The sequence below is a fragment of the Streptomyces sp. NPDC055025 genome, from assembly GCF_053608565.1.
In genome coordinates, this window is sequence record NZ_JBSGVS010000019.1 from 110,056 (window position 1) to 129,462 (window position 19,407).

At 72.0% G+C, this 19,407-nt stretch carries 7 protein-coding genes (1 of these 7 only partly in view); 5 read left to right on the plus strand and 2 right to left on the minus strand.

What is annotated here, in order from left to right; genetic code table 11:
* Both ACWGDX_RS14460 and ACWGDX_RS14465 read right to left on the minus strand, forming a co-directional pair.
* On the minus strand, window positions 1-11,630 hold the 5' end (the start) of the coding sequence (locus ACWGDX_RS14460; protein ID WP_453625493.1) for a type I polyketide synthase. The gene continues 17,722 nt to the left of window position 1, outside the view; 11,630 of the gene's 29,352 nt are visible here — the first part of the coding sequence; the start codon lies at window positions 11,628-11,630; its stop codon lies beyond the left edge, outside the window.
* Between the two features lie 218 nt (window positions 11,631-11,848).
* On the minus strand, window positions 11,849-12,880 hold the full coding sequence (locus ACWGDX_RS14465) for a GDP-mannose 4,6-dehydratase (protein ID WP_453625495.1): 1,032 nt from the start codon (window positions 12,878-12,880) through the stop codon (window positions 11,849-11,851).
* A 274-nt stretch (window positions 12,881-13,154) separates the two neighbouring features.
* Here ACWGDX_RS14465 and ACWGDX_RS14470 point away from each other — a divergent pair, with 274 nt between their 5' ends.
* The 5 genes from ACWGDX_RS14470 (at window position 13,155) to ACWGDX_RS14490 (ending at window position 19,333) form a co-directional block, all read left to right on the plus strand.
* Window positions 13,155-14,912 carry an ABC transporter ATP-binding protein gene (locus ACWGDX_RS14470; RefSeq protein WP_453625497.1) on the plus strand — a complete coding sequence of 586 codons (1,758 nt, stop codon included), beginning with the start codon at window positions 13,155-13,157 and terminating at the stop codon, window positions 14,910-14,912.
* On the plus strand, window positions 14,890-16,758 hold the full coding sequence (locus ACWGDX_RS14475) for an ABC transporter ATP-binding protein (protein WP_453625498.1): 1,869 nt from the start codon (window positions 14,890-14,892) through the stop codon (window positions 16,756-16,758). Before ACWGDX_RS14470 ends, ACWGDX_RS14475 begins: the two co-directional genes overlap by 23 nt.
* A gap of 168 nt (window positions 16,759-16,926) precedes the next feature.
* A complete protein-coding gene (locus ACWGDX_RS14480; protein ID WP_365903632.1) occupies window positions 16,927-17,775 on the plus strand; it encodes a metallophosphoesterase family protein in 849 nt (282 codons plus the stop codon).
* Complete coding sequence (locus ACWGDX_RS14485) at window positions 17,772-18,482, plus strand: 4'-phosphopantetheinyl transferase family protein (RefSeq protein ID WP_453625501.1); 711 nt, start codon at window positions 17,772-17,774, stop codon at window positions 18,480-18,482. The genes ACWGDX_RS14480 and ACWGDX_RS14485 overlap by 4 nt, the downstream gene beginning before the upstream one ends.
* A gap of 50 nt (window positions 18,483-18,532) precedes the next feature.
* Window positions 18,533-19,333 (plus strand): SGNH/GDSL hydrolase family protein, encoded by an 801-nt coding sequence (locus ACWGDX_RS14490; protein ID WP_453625503.1) that lies wholly within the window; start codon window positions 18,533-18,535, stop codon window positions 19,331-19,333.
* Window positions 19,334-19,407: the final 74 nt, after the last annotated feature.

Sequence of the window (19,407 nt, forward strand, 5' to 3'; positions counted from 1 at the left end):
CGGGACGCGATGAGCGAGTGGGCCACATCGAGCGGCCTCGGCGCGGGGCCGTGCGTCTCCAGGTGCGACAGCAGCCGGGCCGCCTGCTCACGCAGCGCGGAGCCGGTACGGGCCGAGATCACCCACGGCGTCACACCGTCCGCGACCAGCAGCGGACCGGCTCCCGGCACGGACCCGGACACGGACCCTGGCATGGCCCCGGGCGCGGCCGTCCCCTCGGACTCCGACGACTCCTCCTCGGCCGGGGCCTGCTCCAGCAGGGTGTGCGCGTTGGTGCCGCTGATACCGAACGACGACACCGCGCACCGGCGCGGACGACCGGTCTCCGGCCACTCCACCGGCTCCGACAGAAGCCGGACCGCACCGGACGACCAGTCCACATGCGACGACGGCGTCTCCGCGTGCAAGGTGCGCGGCAGCACACCATGACGGAGCGCCATCACCATCTTGATCACACCGGCCACCCCCGCCGCGGACTGGGTGTGTCCGATGTTCGACTTGACCGAGCCGAGCAGCAGGGCGCGCTCCGGGGCGCGTTCACGGCCGTAGGTGGCCAGGAGCGCCTGGGCCTCGATCGGGTCGCCGAGCGGCGTTCCCGTGCCATGGGCCTCCAGGGCGTCGATGTCCGACGGGTCGAGCCGCGCGTTGGCGAGGGCCTGCCGGATGACGCGCTGCTGGGAGGGGCCGTTGGGGGCGGTGAGCCCGTTGGACGCGCCGTCCTGGTTGATCGCCGAGCCACGGATCACGGCCAGTACCGGATGTCCGTTGCGGCGGGCGTCGGAGAGCCGCTCGACCAGCAGGATGCCGACGCCCTCGGCGAGGGTCATCCCGTCCGCGTCGTCGGAGAACGCCTTGCAGCGGCCGTCCTGGGCGAGGGCCCGCTGCCTGCTGAAGGCGACGAAGGGCGCGGGGGTCGTCATGACCGTGGCACCGCCGGCGACCGCGAGCGTGGACTCGCCGTTGCGCAGCGACTGGCAGGCGAGATGCAGGGCGACGAGGGAGGACGAGCACGCCGTGTCGACCGTGACCGCGGGGCCCTCCAGTCCGAAGACGTAGGAGAGCCGCCCGGACAGCACACTGGGGCTGCTGCCGGTGACCCTATGGCCCTCGGTCCCCTCCCCCGCGCCGAGTCCGTACTCCTGGTAGCTGGAGCCGATGAAGGTGCCGGTGAGGCTGCCGCGTACGGCGCCGGGGGCGATCCCGGCCCGCTCGAAGGTCTCCCAGGTGGTCTCCAGCAGCAGCCGCTGCTGAGGGTCCATCACCAGGGCCTCGCGCGGGGAGATCCCGAAGAACGCGGGGTCGAACGCGTCGGCCTCGTGGAGGAATCCGCCCTGTGTCGAGTAGGTCCTGCCCGGCCGGTCCGGGTCGGGGTCGTAGAGCCCCTGGGCGTCCCAGCCCCGGTTGACGGGGAACTCGGACACCGCGTCGACGCCCTGGGTGACCAGCTCCCAGAGCTGTTCGGGGGAGCCGGCTCCGCCGGGGAAGCGGCAGCTCATCCCGATGATGGCGATGGGCTCGTCGTCGGCCGCGCCGGTGGCGACGGGGCCCGCCGCGTCCAGGACGGCGCCGAGGACCTCGGCCCGCAGATACCGCGCGAGCTCCAGCGGGGTCGGATAGTCGAAGACCATCGTGCTGGGCAGGGTGAGTCCGGTGACCGTGGACAGACGCTTGCGCAGTTCGACGGCGGTGAGCGAGTCGAAGCCGATGTCGCGGAAGGCGCGTGCCTCCGGTACGCCGTCGGCGGAGCCGTGTCCGAGGACGGCGGCGGCCTCGCTCCGTACGAGGTCCGCGAGAAGCCGGGTCTGCCCGGACTCGGGGAGGGCCCGTACGCGGGTGACGAACTCCGGGGCCCTGCCGGTGCCGGCCCCCTCGGCGGCGCCCGTGAGCGCCCGTACCTCGGGCAGGCCGGAGAGCAGGGCGCTGGGGCGTGCCGAGGTGAAGACGGGCGCGTAGCGCTCCCAGTCGACGTCGGCGACCGTGACGGTGGTGTCCTGGCCGAGGACCGCGCGCCGCAGTTCGGTCAGGGCGGGTCCGGACTCCAGCAGGCCGAGTCCCTGCCGTTCGAGGGTGCCGGAGATCGTTCCTTCGGCGGCCATGCCCGCCTCGGCCCAGGGGCCCCAGGCGATGGAGGTGGCGGTCAGTCCCCGGGCGCGGCGGTGTTCGGCGAGGGCGTCGAGATAGGCGTTGGCGGCGCCGTAGGCGCTCTGGCCGCCGCTGCCCCAGACACCTGCGATGGAGCCGAACAGGACGAACAGATCGAGTGCGCGCTCGCCGAGCAGGGCGTCGAGATGGGCCGCTCCCGCGAGCTTCGCCGAGGTCAGTGCGGCGAATTCGGAGAGCCCGGTCTGTCCGAGCGGTCCGTACTGGCCGACGCCCGCGGTGTGCACCACTCCGGTCAGCTCCCCGTCCGGGATGCCGGCCAGTACGGCGGCGAGCGCGTCGCGGTCGGCGGCGTCGCAGGCGACGATCTCGACGCGCGCGCCCAGCTCCGTCAGTTCGGCGCGGAGCGCGGCGGCGCCGGGCGCGTCGGGGCCGCGCCGGCTGGTCAGTACGAGCCGTTCCGCGCCCGCGCGGGCCAGCCAGCGGCCCACCTCCGCGCCGAGGCCGCCGGTGCCGCCGGTGATGAGCACGGTGCCCCGGGCGGTGAACTCCCGGGCGGCGGGCAGTTCTCCGACGGGATGGCGGACGAGCCTGCGTCCATGGACCCCGGAGGAGCGCAGGGCCACCTGGTCCTCGCCGTCGGGGGCGTCCTTGGTGGCGAGCACTCCGGCGAGGCGCTGCGCGGCGCTCCGGTCGAGCGTCTCCGGCAGATCGACCAGTCCGCCCCAGAGCCTGGGGTGCTCCAGCGCGACGGTCCTGCCGAGTCCCCACGCCGCGGCCTGGGCGGGGCTGGTGAGCGGGTCGGCGGGGCCGGTCGAGACGGCGCCCCGGGTGGCGGTCCACAGCCGTCCCCGCGCGCCGGTGTCGGCGAGTGCCTGGACGAGCGCGACGGTCAGGGCGAGCCCGTCGGTGAGCGGCGGGTACGCGGCGCTCGGGCGCTCGTCCAGCGGGAGTACGGACAGGATGTTCGCCGTGCCGTCGTACTCCTCGACGGCCAGCAGCCGTTCGGCCAGTACGGTCCGGTCGGCGCGGCCGGGGTCGAGGGCCAGTCGACGTACGCGCGCACCATGGGCGCCGAGCGCGCCCGTCAGCTCGTCGAGCAGGGCGGGGTCGGTCGCGTCACTGGTGACGAGCAGCCAGGTGCCGTCCAGGACGGGGGCGGCGGGCCTGCCGAGCGTCACCCAACGGGTGCGGTAGCGCAGCGAGTCGAGCAGGGTCTTCTCCCGGTTGCCGCGCCGCCAGGAGGTGAGCGCGGGCAGCAGGGAGCCCAGGGAGTCGTGGTCCCCCTCGCCGAGGCCGAGGACCGCGGCCAGTTCATCGGCGTCGCCGCGCTCCACGGCGGCCCACAGACGCTGGTCCCCGGGGTCGGCGGCCGTCCCGGCCGGGGCCGCGGTGAGCTGCGGCCAGTAGAACTCGTGCTGGAAGGCGTAGGTGGGCAGATCCACCCGGCGGGCGCCGCTGCCCGCGAAGTAGGCGGCCCAGTCGACGGCCGCGCCATGGGTCTGGAGCCGGGCCAGCGCGGTGGTGACGGCGAGCTGTTCCGTGCGGTCCGCGCGGAGCAGCGGGACGAGTTCGGCGTCGCAGGTGTCACCGAGGGTGTCCTGCGCCATGGCGGTGAGCGGCCCGTCGGGGCCCACTTCGAGGAAGGTGGTCACGCCCGCGTCGCGCAGGGTCGTCACACAGTCGGCGAAGCGGACCGCCGCGCGGACATGCTCGACCCAGTAGTCGGGGGAGCACAGCTGCTCGGCGGTGGCGAGAGCGCCGGTCAGATTGGAGACGAGCGGGATCTCGGGGGGCGCGTAGGCCAGTCCGGCCGCGACGGCGCGGAAGGCGTCGAGCATCCCGTCCATCCGCGGCGAGTGGAAGGCATGGCTCACCCGCAGCCGCCTGGTCCTGCGTCCCTGGGCCCCGAACGCGGCGGTGATCTCCCGTACGGCGTCCTCGTCGCCCGAAACCACCACGGAGGAGGGTCCGTTGACGGCGGCGAGCGAGACCCGGTCGGTGAGATACGGGGCCACCTCCTCCTCGGTCGCCCGGACCGCGGCCATCGCGCCGCCGGAGGGCAGCGCCTGCATCAGTTCCGCGCGGGCCGCGACCAGGGCGCAGGCGTCGGCGAGCGAGAGCACGCCCGCGACATGGGCCGCCGCGAGTTCACCGACCGAGTGGCCCGCGACATAGTCCGGCCTGATGCCCCAGCTCCGTACGAGCCGGTACAGCGCCACCTCGAAAGCGAAGAGCGCGGGCTGGGTCCAGCCGGTCTCGTCCAGCAGCGCGGCCTCGTCCGTGCCCTCGGCGGCGAACAGCACCTCGCGCAGCGGACGCTCCAGCAGCGGGTCGAGTACGGCGGCGACCTCGTCCAGTGCCTCGGCGAACGCCGGGAACCGCTCGTAGAGTCCGCGTCCCATGGCGGGCCGCTGGCTGCCCTGCCCGGTGAAGAGCAGCGCGGTCCGTCCGCGCCGTGCCGCCTCGCCCTCGACGACCCCGGCGTCGGGGCGGCCGGCGGCCAGCGCCGCCAGCGACCTCAGCAGCGCCTCACGGCCGTCCGCCACCACGGCCGCCCGCCGGTCGAACCGCGAGCGGGTCGTGGCCAGCGAGAACGCGCCGTCCAGCGGATCGAGGCCGGGCTCCGCCCGTACGTACGAGAGCAATCGGGCGGCCTGCCCGCGCAGGGCGTCCCTGGTCCGGCCGGAGATCAGCCAGGGGACGGGTCCCGCCGTGGCGCGCGGGGCGCTCCGCGCGGGGGACTTGGCGGCGGGGGGCTGCTCGATGATGGTGTGGACATTGGTGCCGCTGATGCCGAAGGACGAGATCCCGGCCCGGCGCGGGCGGCCGGTCTCGGGCCAGGGCGTCTGCTCGGTGAGCAGTTCCACGGCGCCCTCGGACCAGTCGACGTGCGAGGAGGGCACCTCGGCGTGGAGGGTCCGGGGAAGCGTGCCATGGCGCATCGCCATGATCATCTTGATGACGCCCGCGACGCCGGCCGCCGCCTGGGTGTGGCCGATGTTGGACTTCACCGAGCCGAGCAGCAGCGGACGCGCGGGGTCGCGGTCGCGTCCGTAGGCGGCCAGCAGGGCCTGGGCCTCGATCGGGTCGCCGAGGGTGGTGCCGGTGCCATGGGCCTCCACCGCGTCGACGTCCTCGGCCGACAGTCCGGCGCCGGCGAGGGCCTGGCGGATCACCCGCTGCTGCGAGGGTCCGTTGGGGGCGGTCAGTCCGTTGGAGGCGCCGTCCTGGTTGACGGCGGAGCCGCGGACGACGGCGAGGATCTCGTGTCCGTTCCGCCGGGCGTCCGAGAGCCGCTCCAGTACGAGCATGCCGACGCCCTCGGACCAGCCGACCCCGTCGGCCGTGTCGGAGAAGGCCTTGCAGCGGCCGTCCGGGGAGAGTCCCCGCTGCCGGGAGAAGTCCACGAACACCGACGGGGTCGACATCACGGTCACTCCGCCGGCCAGCGCGAGCGAGCACTCCCCCGAGCGCAGCGCCTGCATCGCCCAGTGCAGCGCCACCAGTGAGGACGAGCAGGCGGTGTCGACGGTCACGGCCGGGCCCTCCAGGCCCAGGGTGTACGAGACACGGCCGGAGGCGAGGCTCGGCGAACTGCCGCTGCCCTGGAAGCCCTCGAACTCGGGGCTCGCGAGGACCGCGCTGTAGTCGCTGTACATCACCCCCGCGAAGACGCCCGTCGCGCTGCCGCGCAGGGTGAGCGGATCGATGCCCGCCCGCTCCACGGCCTCCCAGGACGCCTCCAGGAGGAGCCGCTGCTGCGAGTCGGTCGCCAGTGCCTCGCGCGGGCTCATCCCGAAGAACTCCGGGTCGAACTCCCCCGCCTCGTGCAGGAATCCGCCGGAGCGGGTGTAGGCCGTACCGGCGTGGTCCGGGTCGGGGTGGTAGAGCGAGTCCAGGTCCCAGCCGCGGTTGGCGGGGAATCCGGAGATCGCGTCCGTGCCCTCGGTGACCAGCCGCCACAGGTCCTCCGGCGACGCCACTCCGCCCGGATAGCGGCAGGCCATGCCCACGACCACGATCGGGTCGTCGGCCGCGGCGGCGGTGCGCGCCGGCGCGGGAGCGGCCGGCGCCGGGTCCGCGCCGAGCAGTTCGCCGAGGAGGTAGGTGACCAGATGGCGGACGGTCGGATGGTCGAAGACCAGGGTGGCGGGCAGCCGGAGCCCGGTCACGGTGGTGAGCCGGTTGCGCAGTTCGACCGCCGTCAGCGAGTCGAAGCCCAGCTCGCGGAAGGGCCGTCCCGCGTCGATGTCCTGACCGCCGGCGTGACCCAGTACGAGGGCGGCCTGTCCCCGTACGAGATCGAGCAGCAGATCGACCCGGCCGCTCTCGTCGAGCCGGCCGAGCCGCTGGGCCAGTCCGCCGGCCGTCGCGGAACCGGAGACCGCGGTCCTGCGCGCACGGGTGCGGATCAACGACCGCAGCACGTGCGGCACTTCACCCTGCGCGCGGAGTGCGGGCAGATCCAGCCGTACGGGGACGAGGGCGGCCTCGCCGGACGCCAGCGCCGCGTCGAAGAGCGCCCGGCCCCGCTCCACCGGCAGCGGGGGCACTCCCGAGCGGGAGAGGCGCCGCACCTCGGAGCCGGCCAGGGAGCCGGTCATACCGCCGCTCGTCGCGCCGGTGAGATCCCAGGGGCCCCAGGCGAGGGAGGTACCGGGCAGGCCCTCGGTCCGCCGGCGCTCGACGAGCGCGTCGAGGAACGCGTTGCCCGCCGCGTAGTTGCCCTGTCCGGCGCCGCCGAGGACTCCGGCGAGGGAGGAGAAGACCACGAAGGCCGTCAGACCGAGGTCGCGGGTCAGCTCGTGGAGATGCCAGGCCGCGTCGGCCTTGGGACGCAGTACGGTGTCCAGCCGCTCGGGGGTGAGCGAGCCGAGGACGCCGTCGTCCAGCACCCCGGCCGTGTGCACCACGGCGGAGACCGTGTGCGCCGCGAGCAGCTCCGCCAGCGCCGCGCGGTCCGCCGCGTCGCAGGCGGCGAGGACGACATCGGCGCCCAGGGAGGTCAGTTCGGCGGCGAGGTCGTCGGCGCCCTCGGCCGCCGGGCCCCGGCGGCTGACCAGCAGGAGCCGCCGGGCACCGTGTTCCGCCACCAGGTGCCGTGCGAACACCGCGCCCAGACCACCCGTACCGCCGGTGATCAGTACCCGGCCCTCGGTGTCCCACACCGGTCCGGCCCCGCTGTCGCCCGGGGACCTGCGCACCAGACGTCCGGCGAGGACCTCACCGTCACGGACCACCGTCTGCGGCTCGTCCGTGCCGAGGGCCGCGAGGGGCAGGGCGGCGGGCCGCGCCGGATCGAGGTCGACCAGAGCGAAGGCGCCGGGGTTCTCCGACTGCGCGGAGCGCACCAGGCCCCAGACCGCCGCCGCCGCGAGGTCGTCGCCCCCGACCGCGCCCCGGGTCAGGAACACCAGCCGGGAGCCGGCGAACCGCTCCTCGGCGAGCCAGTCCCGCGCGGTGGCGAGGACATCGGCGGTCAGGGTGTGGGCGGAGCGCGCCGCGTCCTCACCCGCCCCGCCGGTGACCGTCACAAGGACCACGGCGGGTACGGGGGACTCCGCCGCCGCCAGCGCGGCGAGATCCGGGTGCCGCTCGGCCGGGGACGCCGTCGCCGGGTCCTCGGTCAGTCCGAACGCGTCGGGACCGACCAGGGCGACCCGGCCGGGAAGGGGCGGCGCGTGGCGTACGGGCACCCAGTCCAGGGCGAACAGCGCGTCCCGGGCGGCCGTGGCGGCGCCGTCGGGACGCGTCCGCGCGACCGGGCGCAGCACCAGTGAGCCGACGGAGGCGACCGGCGCGCCGGAGGTGTCGGCCACGCTGATCGAGACCGCGTCCTCACCGGCCGGTGTGAGCCGTACGCGCAGCGCCGAGGCGCCGGTCGCGTGCAGCGAGACGCCCTCCCAGGAGAAGGGGAGGGCGCCCCGGCTCTCCGCGCCGAGTTCTATGAAGGGGGCCGCGTGCAGCGCCGCGTCGAGCAGCGCGGGGTGCAGTCCGAACGCGTCCGCGCCGTCCGCACCTCCGTCCGTACCGCTGTCCGCACCTCCGTCCGTGCCTCCCTCGGGCAGCGCGACCTCGGCGTACACCTCGCCGTCGCGCCGCCAGACCGAGCGCAGCCCCCGGAAGAGCGGACCGTAGGTGAAGCCGTCCTCGGCGAGGCGCTCGTACAGTCCGTCGGTGGCGACGGGTTCGGCCCCGGCCGGGGGCCAGACGGAGGCGTCGAAGTCCGTGTGCCCCGGCCCCTCGCCCTGCCCCTGCCCGTCGCCCTGCCCCTGCTGCTCGTCGCCGAGGGCGAGCACACCGGTGGCGTGCGGGGTCCACACCGCCTCGTCGTCACCCTCGGGGCGTGAGTACACCTGGACGGTACGGCGGCCCGAGTCGTCGGGGGCGCCGACCCAGAGCTGGACCTGGACACCACCACGCTCCGGGAGGATCAGCGGTGCGGCCAGGGTCAGTTCCTCGACCCGGTCGCAGCCGACCTCGTCACCGGCGCGCACGGCGAGTTCGAGGAAGGCGGTGCCGGGGAGCAGGGTGGTGCCGCCCACGGTGTGGTCGGCGAGCCACGGGTGGGTCTGGAGCGAGAGCCGGCCGGTGAGCAGGGCGCCTTCGGAGTCGGCGAGGGAGACGGCGGCCGAGAGCAGCGGGTGGTGGGCGGCGCCGAGACCGGCGGCCCGCAGATCGGTGCCCTGGCCCTGGCTTCCCCGGGGCCAGTACCTGCGGCGCTGGAAGGCATAGGTGGGGAGGTCGACGCGGCGCGCCCCGGTGGCGGCGAAGTACGCGTCCCAGCGGACGGTGACACCCCGTACATGCAGCCCGGCCAGGGCCGCGGTGAGGGTACGGACCTCGGGCCGGCCGGCGCGCAGGGCGGGCAGCGCGGCACGCTCCCCCGCACCGTCCGCCGGGCCGCCCGCCGTATCTTCCAGCGTGCCGTCCGGCGTGTGCTCCGTCGTGCCGTCCGTCGTGTCGAGGCACTCCTCGGTCATCGCGGAGAGCACACCGTCGGGGCCGAGTTCGAGGAAGGCGGTCACCCCGTGACCGGCCAGCCAGCGGACCCCGTCCGCGTACCGGACGGCGTGGCGTACATGGTCCACCCAGTAGTCGGGGGAGGTGATCCGGGCGACCGTGGCGGGCTCGCCGGTGAGGTTGGAGACGACCGGTGTCAGCGGGGCCTGGAGGGCCAGCCCCTCGACCACGGTCCGGAACTCGTCGAGCATCGGCTCCATGAGCGGTGAGTGGAAGGCGTGCGAGACCCGCAGCTTCCTGGTCCTGCGCCCCTGCGCGCCGAGACGGGCCGCGATCCGGGCGACGGCCTCCTCCTCCCCCGAGAGCACGAGCGCCGAGGGTCCGTTGACCGCCGCGACCGACACGGTGTCCTCGTGTCCGGCCAGCAGCGGGGCGATCTCGTCCTCGGTGGCCTGTACGGCGGTCATGCCACCGCCCGCGGGCAGCGCCCGCATCAGCCTGCCCCGGGCGGCGACGAGCGTGGCCGCGTCGGCGAGCGAGAGCACCCCGGCCACATGGGCCGCGGTGATCTCGCCGACGGAGTGGCCGCTCAGCAGGTCGGGCTTGACGCCCCAGGACTCGACCAGCCGGTACAGCGCGGTCTCGACGGCGAAGAGCGCGGGCTGCGCGTACTCCGTACGGTCCAGCGTCCCGGCGTCCTCGCCCCAGAGGACCTCCCGCAGCGGGCGGTCCAGCAGCGGGTCGAGCGCGTCGAGCGCCGCGTCCAGGGCCTGGGCGAAGACCGGGAACCGCGCGTGGAGTTCACGGCCCATGCCGAGGCGCTGCGCGCCCTGGCCGGTGAAGAGGAAGGCGAGTTTCCCCTCGCTCCGGGCGGTGCCCCGGATGAGACCGGCCGACGCGCCGTCCTCGGCGAGGGCGGTCAGCCCTGCGAGCGCGGTGGCGCGGTCGGCGGCGAGGACCACCGCGCGGTGCTCGAAACCGGCCCGGGTGGTGGCCAGTGAGTAGGCGGTGTCGAGGACGGGCTCCCCGGCAGTGGTCTCCAGGGCGGAGAGCAGCGCGGTGGCCTGGGCCCGCAGCGCCTCCCCGGTCCGAGCGGAGACCAGCAGCGGTACGGTGCCGGGCTCGACGCGCGCGGCCCGCGCCCCGGCGTCGGCGGCGGTCTCCGGGACGGCCGGGGCCCGCCCCGGCTCCGCCCGGGTCTGTCCGGCATGCACCGGGGCCTGCTCGACGATGGTGTGCGCGTTGGTGCCGCTGATACCGAACGAGGAGACGGCGGCCCGCCTGGGCTCTCCCGTCTCGGGCCAGGCGGTGTTCTCGGTGAGGATACGGACCGCTCCCCGCTCCCAGTCGACGTGCGAGGAGGGCTCGTCGGCGAGCAGGGTGCGCGGCAGCACTCCGTGCCGCATCGCCATGACCATCTTGATCACACCGGCGACACCGGCGGCGGCCTGGGTGTGGCTGATGTTCGACTTGACCGAGCCGAGCAGCAGCGGCCTGCTCCTGTCCCGGCCCTGGCCGTACGTGGCGAGCAGTGCCTGCGCCTCCACGGGGTCGCCGAGGGTGGTACCGGTGCCATGGGCCTCGACGGCGTCGATCTGATCGGCCGAGAGACGGGAGTTGATCAGGGCCTGCCGGATGACCTCCTGCTGGGAGGGGCCGTTGGGGGCGGTCAGTCCGTTGGAGGCGCCGTCCTGGTTGACCGCGCTGCCCCGGACGACGGCGAGGATCTCGTGTCCGTTGCGCCGCGCGTCCGAGAGCCGCTCCAGCACCAGCACGCCCACCCCCTCGGCCCAGCCGGTGCCGTCGGCCGTGTCGCCGAAGGAGCGGCAGCGCCCGTCGGCGGAGAGCCCGCCCTGCCGGCCCATCTCGATGAAGGTGCCGGGGCTCGACATGACGGTGACACCGCCGGCGAGGGCGAGGGAGCACTCGCCCGAGCGCAGCGCCTGGGCGGCGAGATGGACGGCCACCAGGGAGGACGAGCAGGCGGTGTCGACGGTGACGGCGGGGCCGACCGTGCCGAAGGTGTAGGAGATACGGCCGGAGAGCACACTGCCGGTGTTGCCGGTGAGCTGGAATCCCTCGGCGCCGTCGGCGGGCCCGACCCGGTAGTCCTGGGCCATCGCCCCCATGAAGACGCCGGTCTGGCTGCCCTTGACCGAGGCCGGGTCGATACCGGCGCGTTCGAAGGCCTCCCAGGCGGATTCCAGCACGATCCGCTGCTGCGGGTCCATGGCCACGGCCTCGCGCGGCGAGATACCGAAGAAGTCGGCGTCGAAGTCGGGCGCGTCGTGGAGGAATCCGCCGGAGGAGGTCGAGGCGGAGGCCAGTGCCCCGGTGTCCCAGCCGCGGTCGGCGGGAAACTCCGAGATACCGTTCCCGCCGGCCTCGACCATGCGCCACAGATCCTCCGGGCTGCTGACGCCCCCGGGGTAGCGGCAGGTCATACCGATAATGGCGATCGGCTCCTGGGCGGCCGTCTCTAGTTCGCTGACCCGCTGCCGCGTCCTTCGGAGATCGGCGGTCGCAAGCTTGAGGTAGTCCCGGAGCTTCTGTTCGTTGTCCATCTCAACTCAACCCATCTCGACAGCCAGCGGCCGAACATGAATCACGCCGGACATCTCGCGCTCGTCGTGCACCGCGGTATGCCGTGCACCGCGGTATGCCGTATTACTGCGGTGAAGGGAAAGCCACATGGCTTCGCGGCCGATTCGGGGAAACCATGTGGCGAGTGTCGTCGGAAGCGCGACGGGAAATCCCTAGTTTCCCGCGGCCCGGCGATCCGCTACCAGTTCGAGGCCAGCAGAAGGTCCCCGTATTCATGTTCGCGGGAGACCTGATGGAGATCGGCGTCCACCATCATCTTCATCAGTTCGGGGAAGTCGACGGTGGGCTTCCAGCCCAGTTTGGCGCGGGCGTGGTCGCTGTCGGCGCAGAGCACCTCGACCTCGGCGGGACGCACCAGTTCGGGGTCGATGACCACATAGTCCTGCCAGTTCAGATCCACGTGTTCGAAGGCGATCCGCACCGCGTCCCTGACCGAGTGCATGGCGCCGCTGCCCACCACGTAGTCGTCCGGCTCGTCCGGCTGGAGCATCAGATGCATGGCGCGCACATAGTCGCCCGCGAAGCCCCAGTCACGTACCGCGTCGAGGTTCCCGAGGTGCAGTTTGTCCTGGAGTCCGAGTTTGATCCGGGCGACCGCGAGGGAGATCTTCCTGGTCACGAACTCCGAACCGCGGCGCGGGGACTCGTGGTTGAAGAGCATTCCGGAGACCGCGTACATCCCGAAGGACTCCCGGTAGTTACGGGTGATGAAGTGCCCGTAGGCCTTCGCGACACCGTACGGGCTACGCGGATGGAAGAGCGTCGTCTCGCGCTGCGGGGTCTCCGCGGCCTTGCCGAACATCTCCGAGGACGACGCCTGGTAGAAGCGGATCTGGCCGCCGCCGGCCGCGCGGGAGCCGTTGAGTCCGCTCACCATGCGGATCGCTTCGAGGACCCGCAGCACACCCATTCCGTTGACCTCGGTGACCAGCTCCGCCTGCTGCCACGACATCGGCACGAACGAGATCGCGCCGAGGTTGTAGACCTCGTCGGGCTGCACGGTGTCGACGGCGGAGACCAGACTTCCCTGGTCCATGAGATCGCCGTCGACAAACGACAGTTCGGATACGAGCCTGCTGACCCGGGACTTCCGCGGATTGGCCTGTCCCCGGATCAGACCCCAGACCCGATACCCCTGGGACAGCAGATGCTCGGCCAGATAAGAACCGTCCTGCCCGGTAATTCCAGTGATCAGCGCACGCTTGGACATACCTACCCCTTCTCGACCACCGAGAGACCGCCCAAACGCAGAGCCAGGTCGACGACCTCGCATCGAATACGCTTCTGTCCGGACGATAGACACCGGCACGCTCGCAAGCCGCCGACCTCGGTGTCAAGAAATCCCCGGCTTACTAGGGAATTCCCGGGTACGGACACCGCCGGGAAGCGGAACCGGGGCGAACACTAGGGATTTTCGGGCCGGTGATGCGGTGCACTGTGTGCGTCGGCGTCCGGGCCGGCGCTGTCAACCGGAGCGTCTTTCCGTGCTGTTCGGACTTCTGCGCACTCATGTACGTCCCTATCGGTGGCCGGCGGCCCTGCTCGTCCTTCTGCAACTGGTCCAGATTCTCGGCACGCTGCTGCTGCCGACGCTCGGCGCGGCCCTGATCGACAACGGGGTGGTCGCCGACGACAGCGGCTACATCACCCGGGTCGGCGCGCTCATGGTGGCCGTGGCGGTCGTCCAGATCGTGGCCGCCGTCGGCGCGGTGTCGCTCGGCGCCCGGACGGCGATGGCGATGGGGCGCGACATCCGCTCGGCGGTCTTCCGCCGGGTGCTGGACTTCTCCGCACGGGAGATCGGCCGGTTCGGCACACCGTCGCTGATGACCCGTACGGTCCATGACGTCCAGCAGGTGCAGACACTGGCCCAGTCGGGGTTCGGCATCGTGGTGTCGGCGCCCCTGATGTGTCTGGGCAGCGTCGTCCTGGCGCTCCAGCAGGACATTCCGCCGGCGCTGATCCTGGTGGTTCTGGTGGTGGTCGTCGGTGTCGCGTTCGGACTGCTCCTGGTCCGTATGGGGGCGCTCTACGAGCGGATGCAGACGTATCTCGACCGGCTGAATCGGCTGCTGCGGGAACAGATCACCGGGGTGCGGGTGGTGCGCTCCTTCGTCAGGGACACCCATGAGCGGGCCCGGTTCACCCGGACGAATACCGAACTCCTCGATGTGTCACGCCGGGTGGGCCGGCTCATCGCGTCGATGCTCCCCGTGGTGCTGCTGCTGATGAACGGTTTCATGGTGGCGATCCTGTGGACCGGCGCCTACCGGATCGACAGCGGGGCGATGCGGATCGGCGCGCTCAGCGCGTTTCTGAGCTATCTCTCACTGATCCTGATGTCGGTCGTGATGATCGCGTTCGTGTTTCTGTCGGTGCCGCGCGCGAAGGTGTCCGCCGCGCGCGTCCAGGAGATCCTGAGCACCGCGACCGGAGTCACCCCGCCGGCCGAGCCGGTGGGGACGAAGGCGGCGGACGCGGGCCGGCTCGACATCCGGGGGGCCGAGTTCCGCTACCCGGGCGCCGAGAAGCCGATACTCCACGGGATCGATCTGACGGCGGCCCCCGGCGAGAGCGTGGCGATCCTCGGCAGCACCGGCAGCGGCAAGACCACCCTGCTCAAACTGGTGCTGCGGCTGATGGATGCCACGGACGGCTCGGTACAGGTCAACGGCGTCGATGTACGGGAGCTGGACCCCGCGGTGCTGAGCCGCGCCGTGGGCCTCGTACAGCAGCGGCCGTATCTGTTCTCCGGGACCGTCGCGACGAATCTGCGGTTCGGGAAGCCGGACGCCACCGACGAGGAACTGTGGCGGGCTCTGCGTACCGCCCAGGCGGCCGGTTTCGTCGAGGCCATGCCCGACGGTCTCGACACGGCGATCGCCCAGGGCGGCAGCAATGTCTCGGGCGGTCAGCGCCAGCGGCTGGCCATCGCGCGCACCCTGCTGCGCCGGCCGGACATCTATCTGTTCGACGACTGCTTCTCGGCGCTCGACTACGCCACGGACGCCGCGCTGCGCACCGCGCTGGCGCCCGAGACCGCGGGGGCGACGGTGCTGACCGTCGCCCAGCGGGTGGCCACGGTCCGCTCGGCGGACCGGATCGTGGTGCTGGACGAGGGCCGGGTCGTCGGCACCGGTACCCATGACGCGCTGCTGCGCGACAGTCCGACCTACCGCGAGATAGCACTCTCCCAGCTCACCGAGGAGGAGGCTCTCCATGGCCTCGCCGGACAGCCTTGACCGGGCTCGGTCCGCCGGACCGGGCCGCAGGCTCCTCGCGCTGCTCCGGCCGCACCGTTCCCTGGTCGCCGTCGCACTCGTCCTGGGGATCGCCGGGATCGGCTGCAACGCCTTCGGCCCGCTCCTGCTCGGCAGGGCCACGGATCTGATCGTCGACGGTGCGCTGACGGGCGGCCAGGGCACAGGCGCGGGTACGGGAGCGGGCCCGGGGGCGAGTACGGGGGCGGAGGCGCCGGGGGTGGATTTCGGCCGGGTCGGCCAGGTGCTGCTGCTGCTGCTCGTGCTCTATGTCGCGGCCTCGCTCTTCATGCTCGTCCAGGGCAGGCTGGTCTCGGCCGTCGTCCAGAAGGTGGTCTTCGAGCTGCGGGAGCGGGCGGAGGAGAAGCTCGGGAAGCTGCCGCTGCGCTACTTCGACCGCCACCCGGCGGGCGAGGTGCTGAGCCGTACGACCAACGATGTCGACAATCTCCAGCAGACCCTCCAGCAGACCCTCGCCGAACTGATCACCTCGGTGTTCTCGATCGTGACCATGCTGATCCTGATGCTGGTGATCTCCCCGTCGCTGGCGGCGGTCATGCTGGCGAGCGTGCCGGTCTCGGCCGTGCTCGCGGCCTGGATCAGCAAACGGGCCCAGCCCCGCTTCGCGGACCAGTGGGCCGCGACGGGGGCGATGAACGCGTATGTCGAGGAGATGTACACGGGCCACTCCCTGGTGAGGGGTTTCGGCCGGCGCGAGCAGGCCGAGCGGCACTTCGACGCCCAGAACGAGGCGCTCTTCCGCGCGGGCGCCAAGGCCCAGTTCGCCTCGGGCTCGATAGAGCCGTCGATGATGTTCATCGCCAACCTCGGCTATGTGGCGGTGGCGGTGGCCGGCGCGTGGAAGGTCGTCAGCGGCGCGCTGACGCTCGGGGACGTCCAGGCCTTCATCCTCTACTCCCGGCAGTTCAGCCAGCCGATCGTCCAGGTCGCGAGCGTGGCCGGCCGGCTCCAGTCCGGGATCGCCTCCGCCGCGCGGGTCTTCACCCTGCTCGACGAGCGGGAGCAGGATCCCGATCCGGAGCCCGCGGCCCGGCCGGGCGAGACCATGGGCCGGGTGCGGTTCGACCGGGTGTCGTTCCGCTACTCCCCCGAGACACCGCTGATCGAGGATCTGTCGCTCGCCGTGGAGCCGGGCAGTACGGTCGCGATCGTCGGACCCACGGGTGCGGGCAAGACCACACTCGGCAATCTGCTGATGCGGTTCTACGAGGTCGACGGGGGCCGCATCCTGCTCGACGGGACGGACATCGCGTCGATGACACGCGACGATCTGCGGGCGCGGTTCGGTCTGGTCCTCCAGGACACCTGGCTGTTCGGCGGCACGATCGCCGAGAACATCGCCTACGGACAGGAGGGCGCGAGCCGCGAGGAGATCGTGGCCGCCGCGCGCGCGACCTGCGCCGACCGGTTCATCCGTACCCTCCCCGACGGCTACGACACGGTGCTGGACGACGAGTCGTCGGGCGTCAGCGCCGGGGAGAAGCAGCTCATCACGGTCGCGCGGGCGTTTCTCGCCAGGCCCGCGGTCCTGGTCCTGGACGAGGCGACGAGTTCCGTCGACACCCGTACCGAGGTCCTCATCCAGCGCGCGATGAACACCCTGCGCGCGGGCAGGACCAGTTTTGTGATCGCGCACCGCCTCTCCACCATCCGCGACGCCGATGTGATCGTCGTCATGGAGTCGGGGCGGATCGTCGAGCGGGGCACTCATGACGAGCTGATCCGGGAGCGGGGCGCCTACGCCCGGCTCCACGCGGCCCGTGCCCAGGAGTCCCCGCGCGCCGCACCGCTGACGGCCGGCGGCTGAGCCGGGGCTCGCGCCGGCACCTGCCCGTGACAAGGCACTGAGGCCATGTCATATGTTTCCGCGTACTCTCGCAGGGTGACCGCGCCGGGCCCGGTCCGGCGTCCGGGCCCGGCAGAAGCCGACAGAACGCAACGGAACCGACAGGACTCGACGGAAAGGTTCGGTACTGTGCCCGACGGAAGACTTCTGGCTGTCAGTGATCTGCATGTCGCGTATGACGAGAACCGCGCGCTGGTCGAGAAGCTACGGCCTTTCTCCGACGACGACTGGCTGATCGTCGCGGGCGATGTCGCCGAGAAGTACACCGACATCGAGTGGGCGCTGCGGCTGCTCAGCGACCGGTTCGCGCGGGTGATCTGGGCCCCCGGCAACCATGAGCTGTGGACGCATCCGCAGGATCCGTGCGATCTGCGCGGGGAGAAGCGCTATCTCCATCTGGTGGAGCTCTGCCGGGAGTTGGGCATCGCCACCCCCGAGGACCCCTACCCCGTGTGGCGCGGCGCCGGCGGTCCGGTGGTGGTGGCCCCGCTCTTCGTGCTCTACGACTACTCGTTCCTGGCACCCGGCGCCACCACGATGGAGGAGTCGCTGCGCGTGGCGACCGAAGCGGGCATCGTCGGCTCCGACGAGTACTTCCTCCACCCGGATCCGTACGAGGGCAGGGACGCCTGGTGCAGGGCCCGGGTCGCGGAGACCGAGCGGCGGCTCTCCGCCCTCGACCCCTCGCTGCGTACGGTCCTGGTCAACCACTTCCCGCTGGTGCGCGAGCCCACCCGGGTGCTGTACTACCCGGAGTTCGCGCAGTGGTGCGGCACCGAGCTGACCGCCGACTGGCATGTGCGCTTCCGGGCCGCCACGGTGGTCTACGGGCATCTGCACATCCCCCGGGTGACCTGGTACGACGGGGTCCGCTTCGAGGAGGTCTCGGTCGGCTATCCGCGCGAGTGGAGCAAACGGCCGCCCCGGGAGCCGCTGCGGCAGATCCTTCCGGTGCCGGGCGGACAGGACGTCCGGTGATCGGTGAGATCCTGCCTTCCTCGGTCGTGGCCGAGGCGGCGTACGACGATCCCGCGCCGGGCCCGGACGAGGCGCTGTTCCCGCAGGAGAGCGCCCATGTCGCGCGGGCCGTGGCCAAGCGCCGGCGGGAGTTCACCACCGTACGGCTGCTGGCCCGGCGCGCGATGCACCGGCTGGGGCAGCCGCCCGTACCACTGCTCCCCAATCCGCGCGGCGCTCCGCAGTGGCCGAAAGGCATCGTGGGCAGCATGACGCACTGTGACGGTTATCGCGCCGCGGTGGTGGCCAGGTCGGACGGCACGGCGGCGCTGGGCATCGACGCGGAGCCCGACGCGCCGCTGCCGGAGGGTGTGCTGGAGGCCATCGCACTCCCGGGCGAGTCCGCGCGGATCGAGTATCTGACGGGACGTCATCCCGAGGTGAGCTGGGACCGGCTCCTTTTCAGCGCCAAGGAAAGCGTTTTCAAGGTGTGGTACCCCCTCACCGGACGCGAACTCGATTTCTCCGAGGCGGAAATAGACATCAATCCGGTCGAACGGACCTTTCAGGCAAGGCTCTTGGTACCGGGCCCGGTTGTCGAAAACCGGCGTTACGATGAATTCTCGGGACGCTGGACGGCCGATCGCGGCCTGGTGGCCACCGCCATCCACATACCCCATGAAACGTCATCACTTTTTCATGGACACGACAACACAATGACATTCTGAACTGCTATCCATAAGGGGTCCATGCCCCCCACCATTGGAGAAGCATTTCCGTGCGCTCATTGAAGGTACTTTTCACCGTCCTGCTGGCATTCGTCGCGGCGGCCACGATATCGACCTCGGCCCAGGCCGCCGCGGGCAAGTATGTGGCCCTGGGTGACTCGTACGCCGTCGCCCCCGGCACCCGGACGTACGACGATCCCAATGCCGAATGCCGGCGCGGCCCGCTGACCTATTCCCGGCTCTGGGCCGCCCAGCACCCGTCGGTCGCCTTCGTGGAGGCGTCCTGCTCCGGTGCCACCACGACCGATGTGATCAATGCGCAGATTCCCCAGCTGACGGCGGACACCACCCTGGTGACGCTCCAGGTCGGCGGCAACGACGTCGGTTTCGTCGATGTGCTGACGAACTGCATCCTCACCATCGACGACCGGGACTGCGTCAACGGCGTCGAGCTCGCGAAGCAGGCCGCGCAGGCGTATCTGTCCCCCGCGCTGGCACAGACCTACGCGGCGGTGCGCGCCAAGGCGCCCAACGCGAGAGTCATCGTCATCGGCTATCCGCGGCTCTACACCATCCGGGGTAACTGCGGAATATTCGGACTGAGCGACACCGAACGCGCCGCCATGAACTCGGCGGCGGACACTCTGGCCTCCGTCACATCGGCCCGTGCGGCCGAGGCCGGTTTCGAATTCCTCGACGCCCGGCCGATATTCGATCCGCACACGCTCTGCTCAGGTGGTACCCCCTGGGTGACCAGCCTGGAATGGGACAAGATCAATGAGTCCTACCACCCGAATGCGGCCGGTCACCGTGACGGTTATCTGGCGAAGCTGAACTCGCTCACCGGCTGACCGGACACACCGGGAAGCCAACCGGGTGAGGGCGTTCCGCCACATCGGCGGAACGCCCTCACTCAATTGCGTCC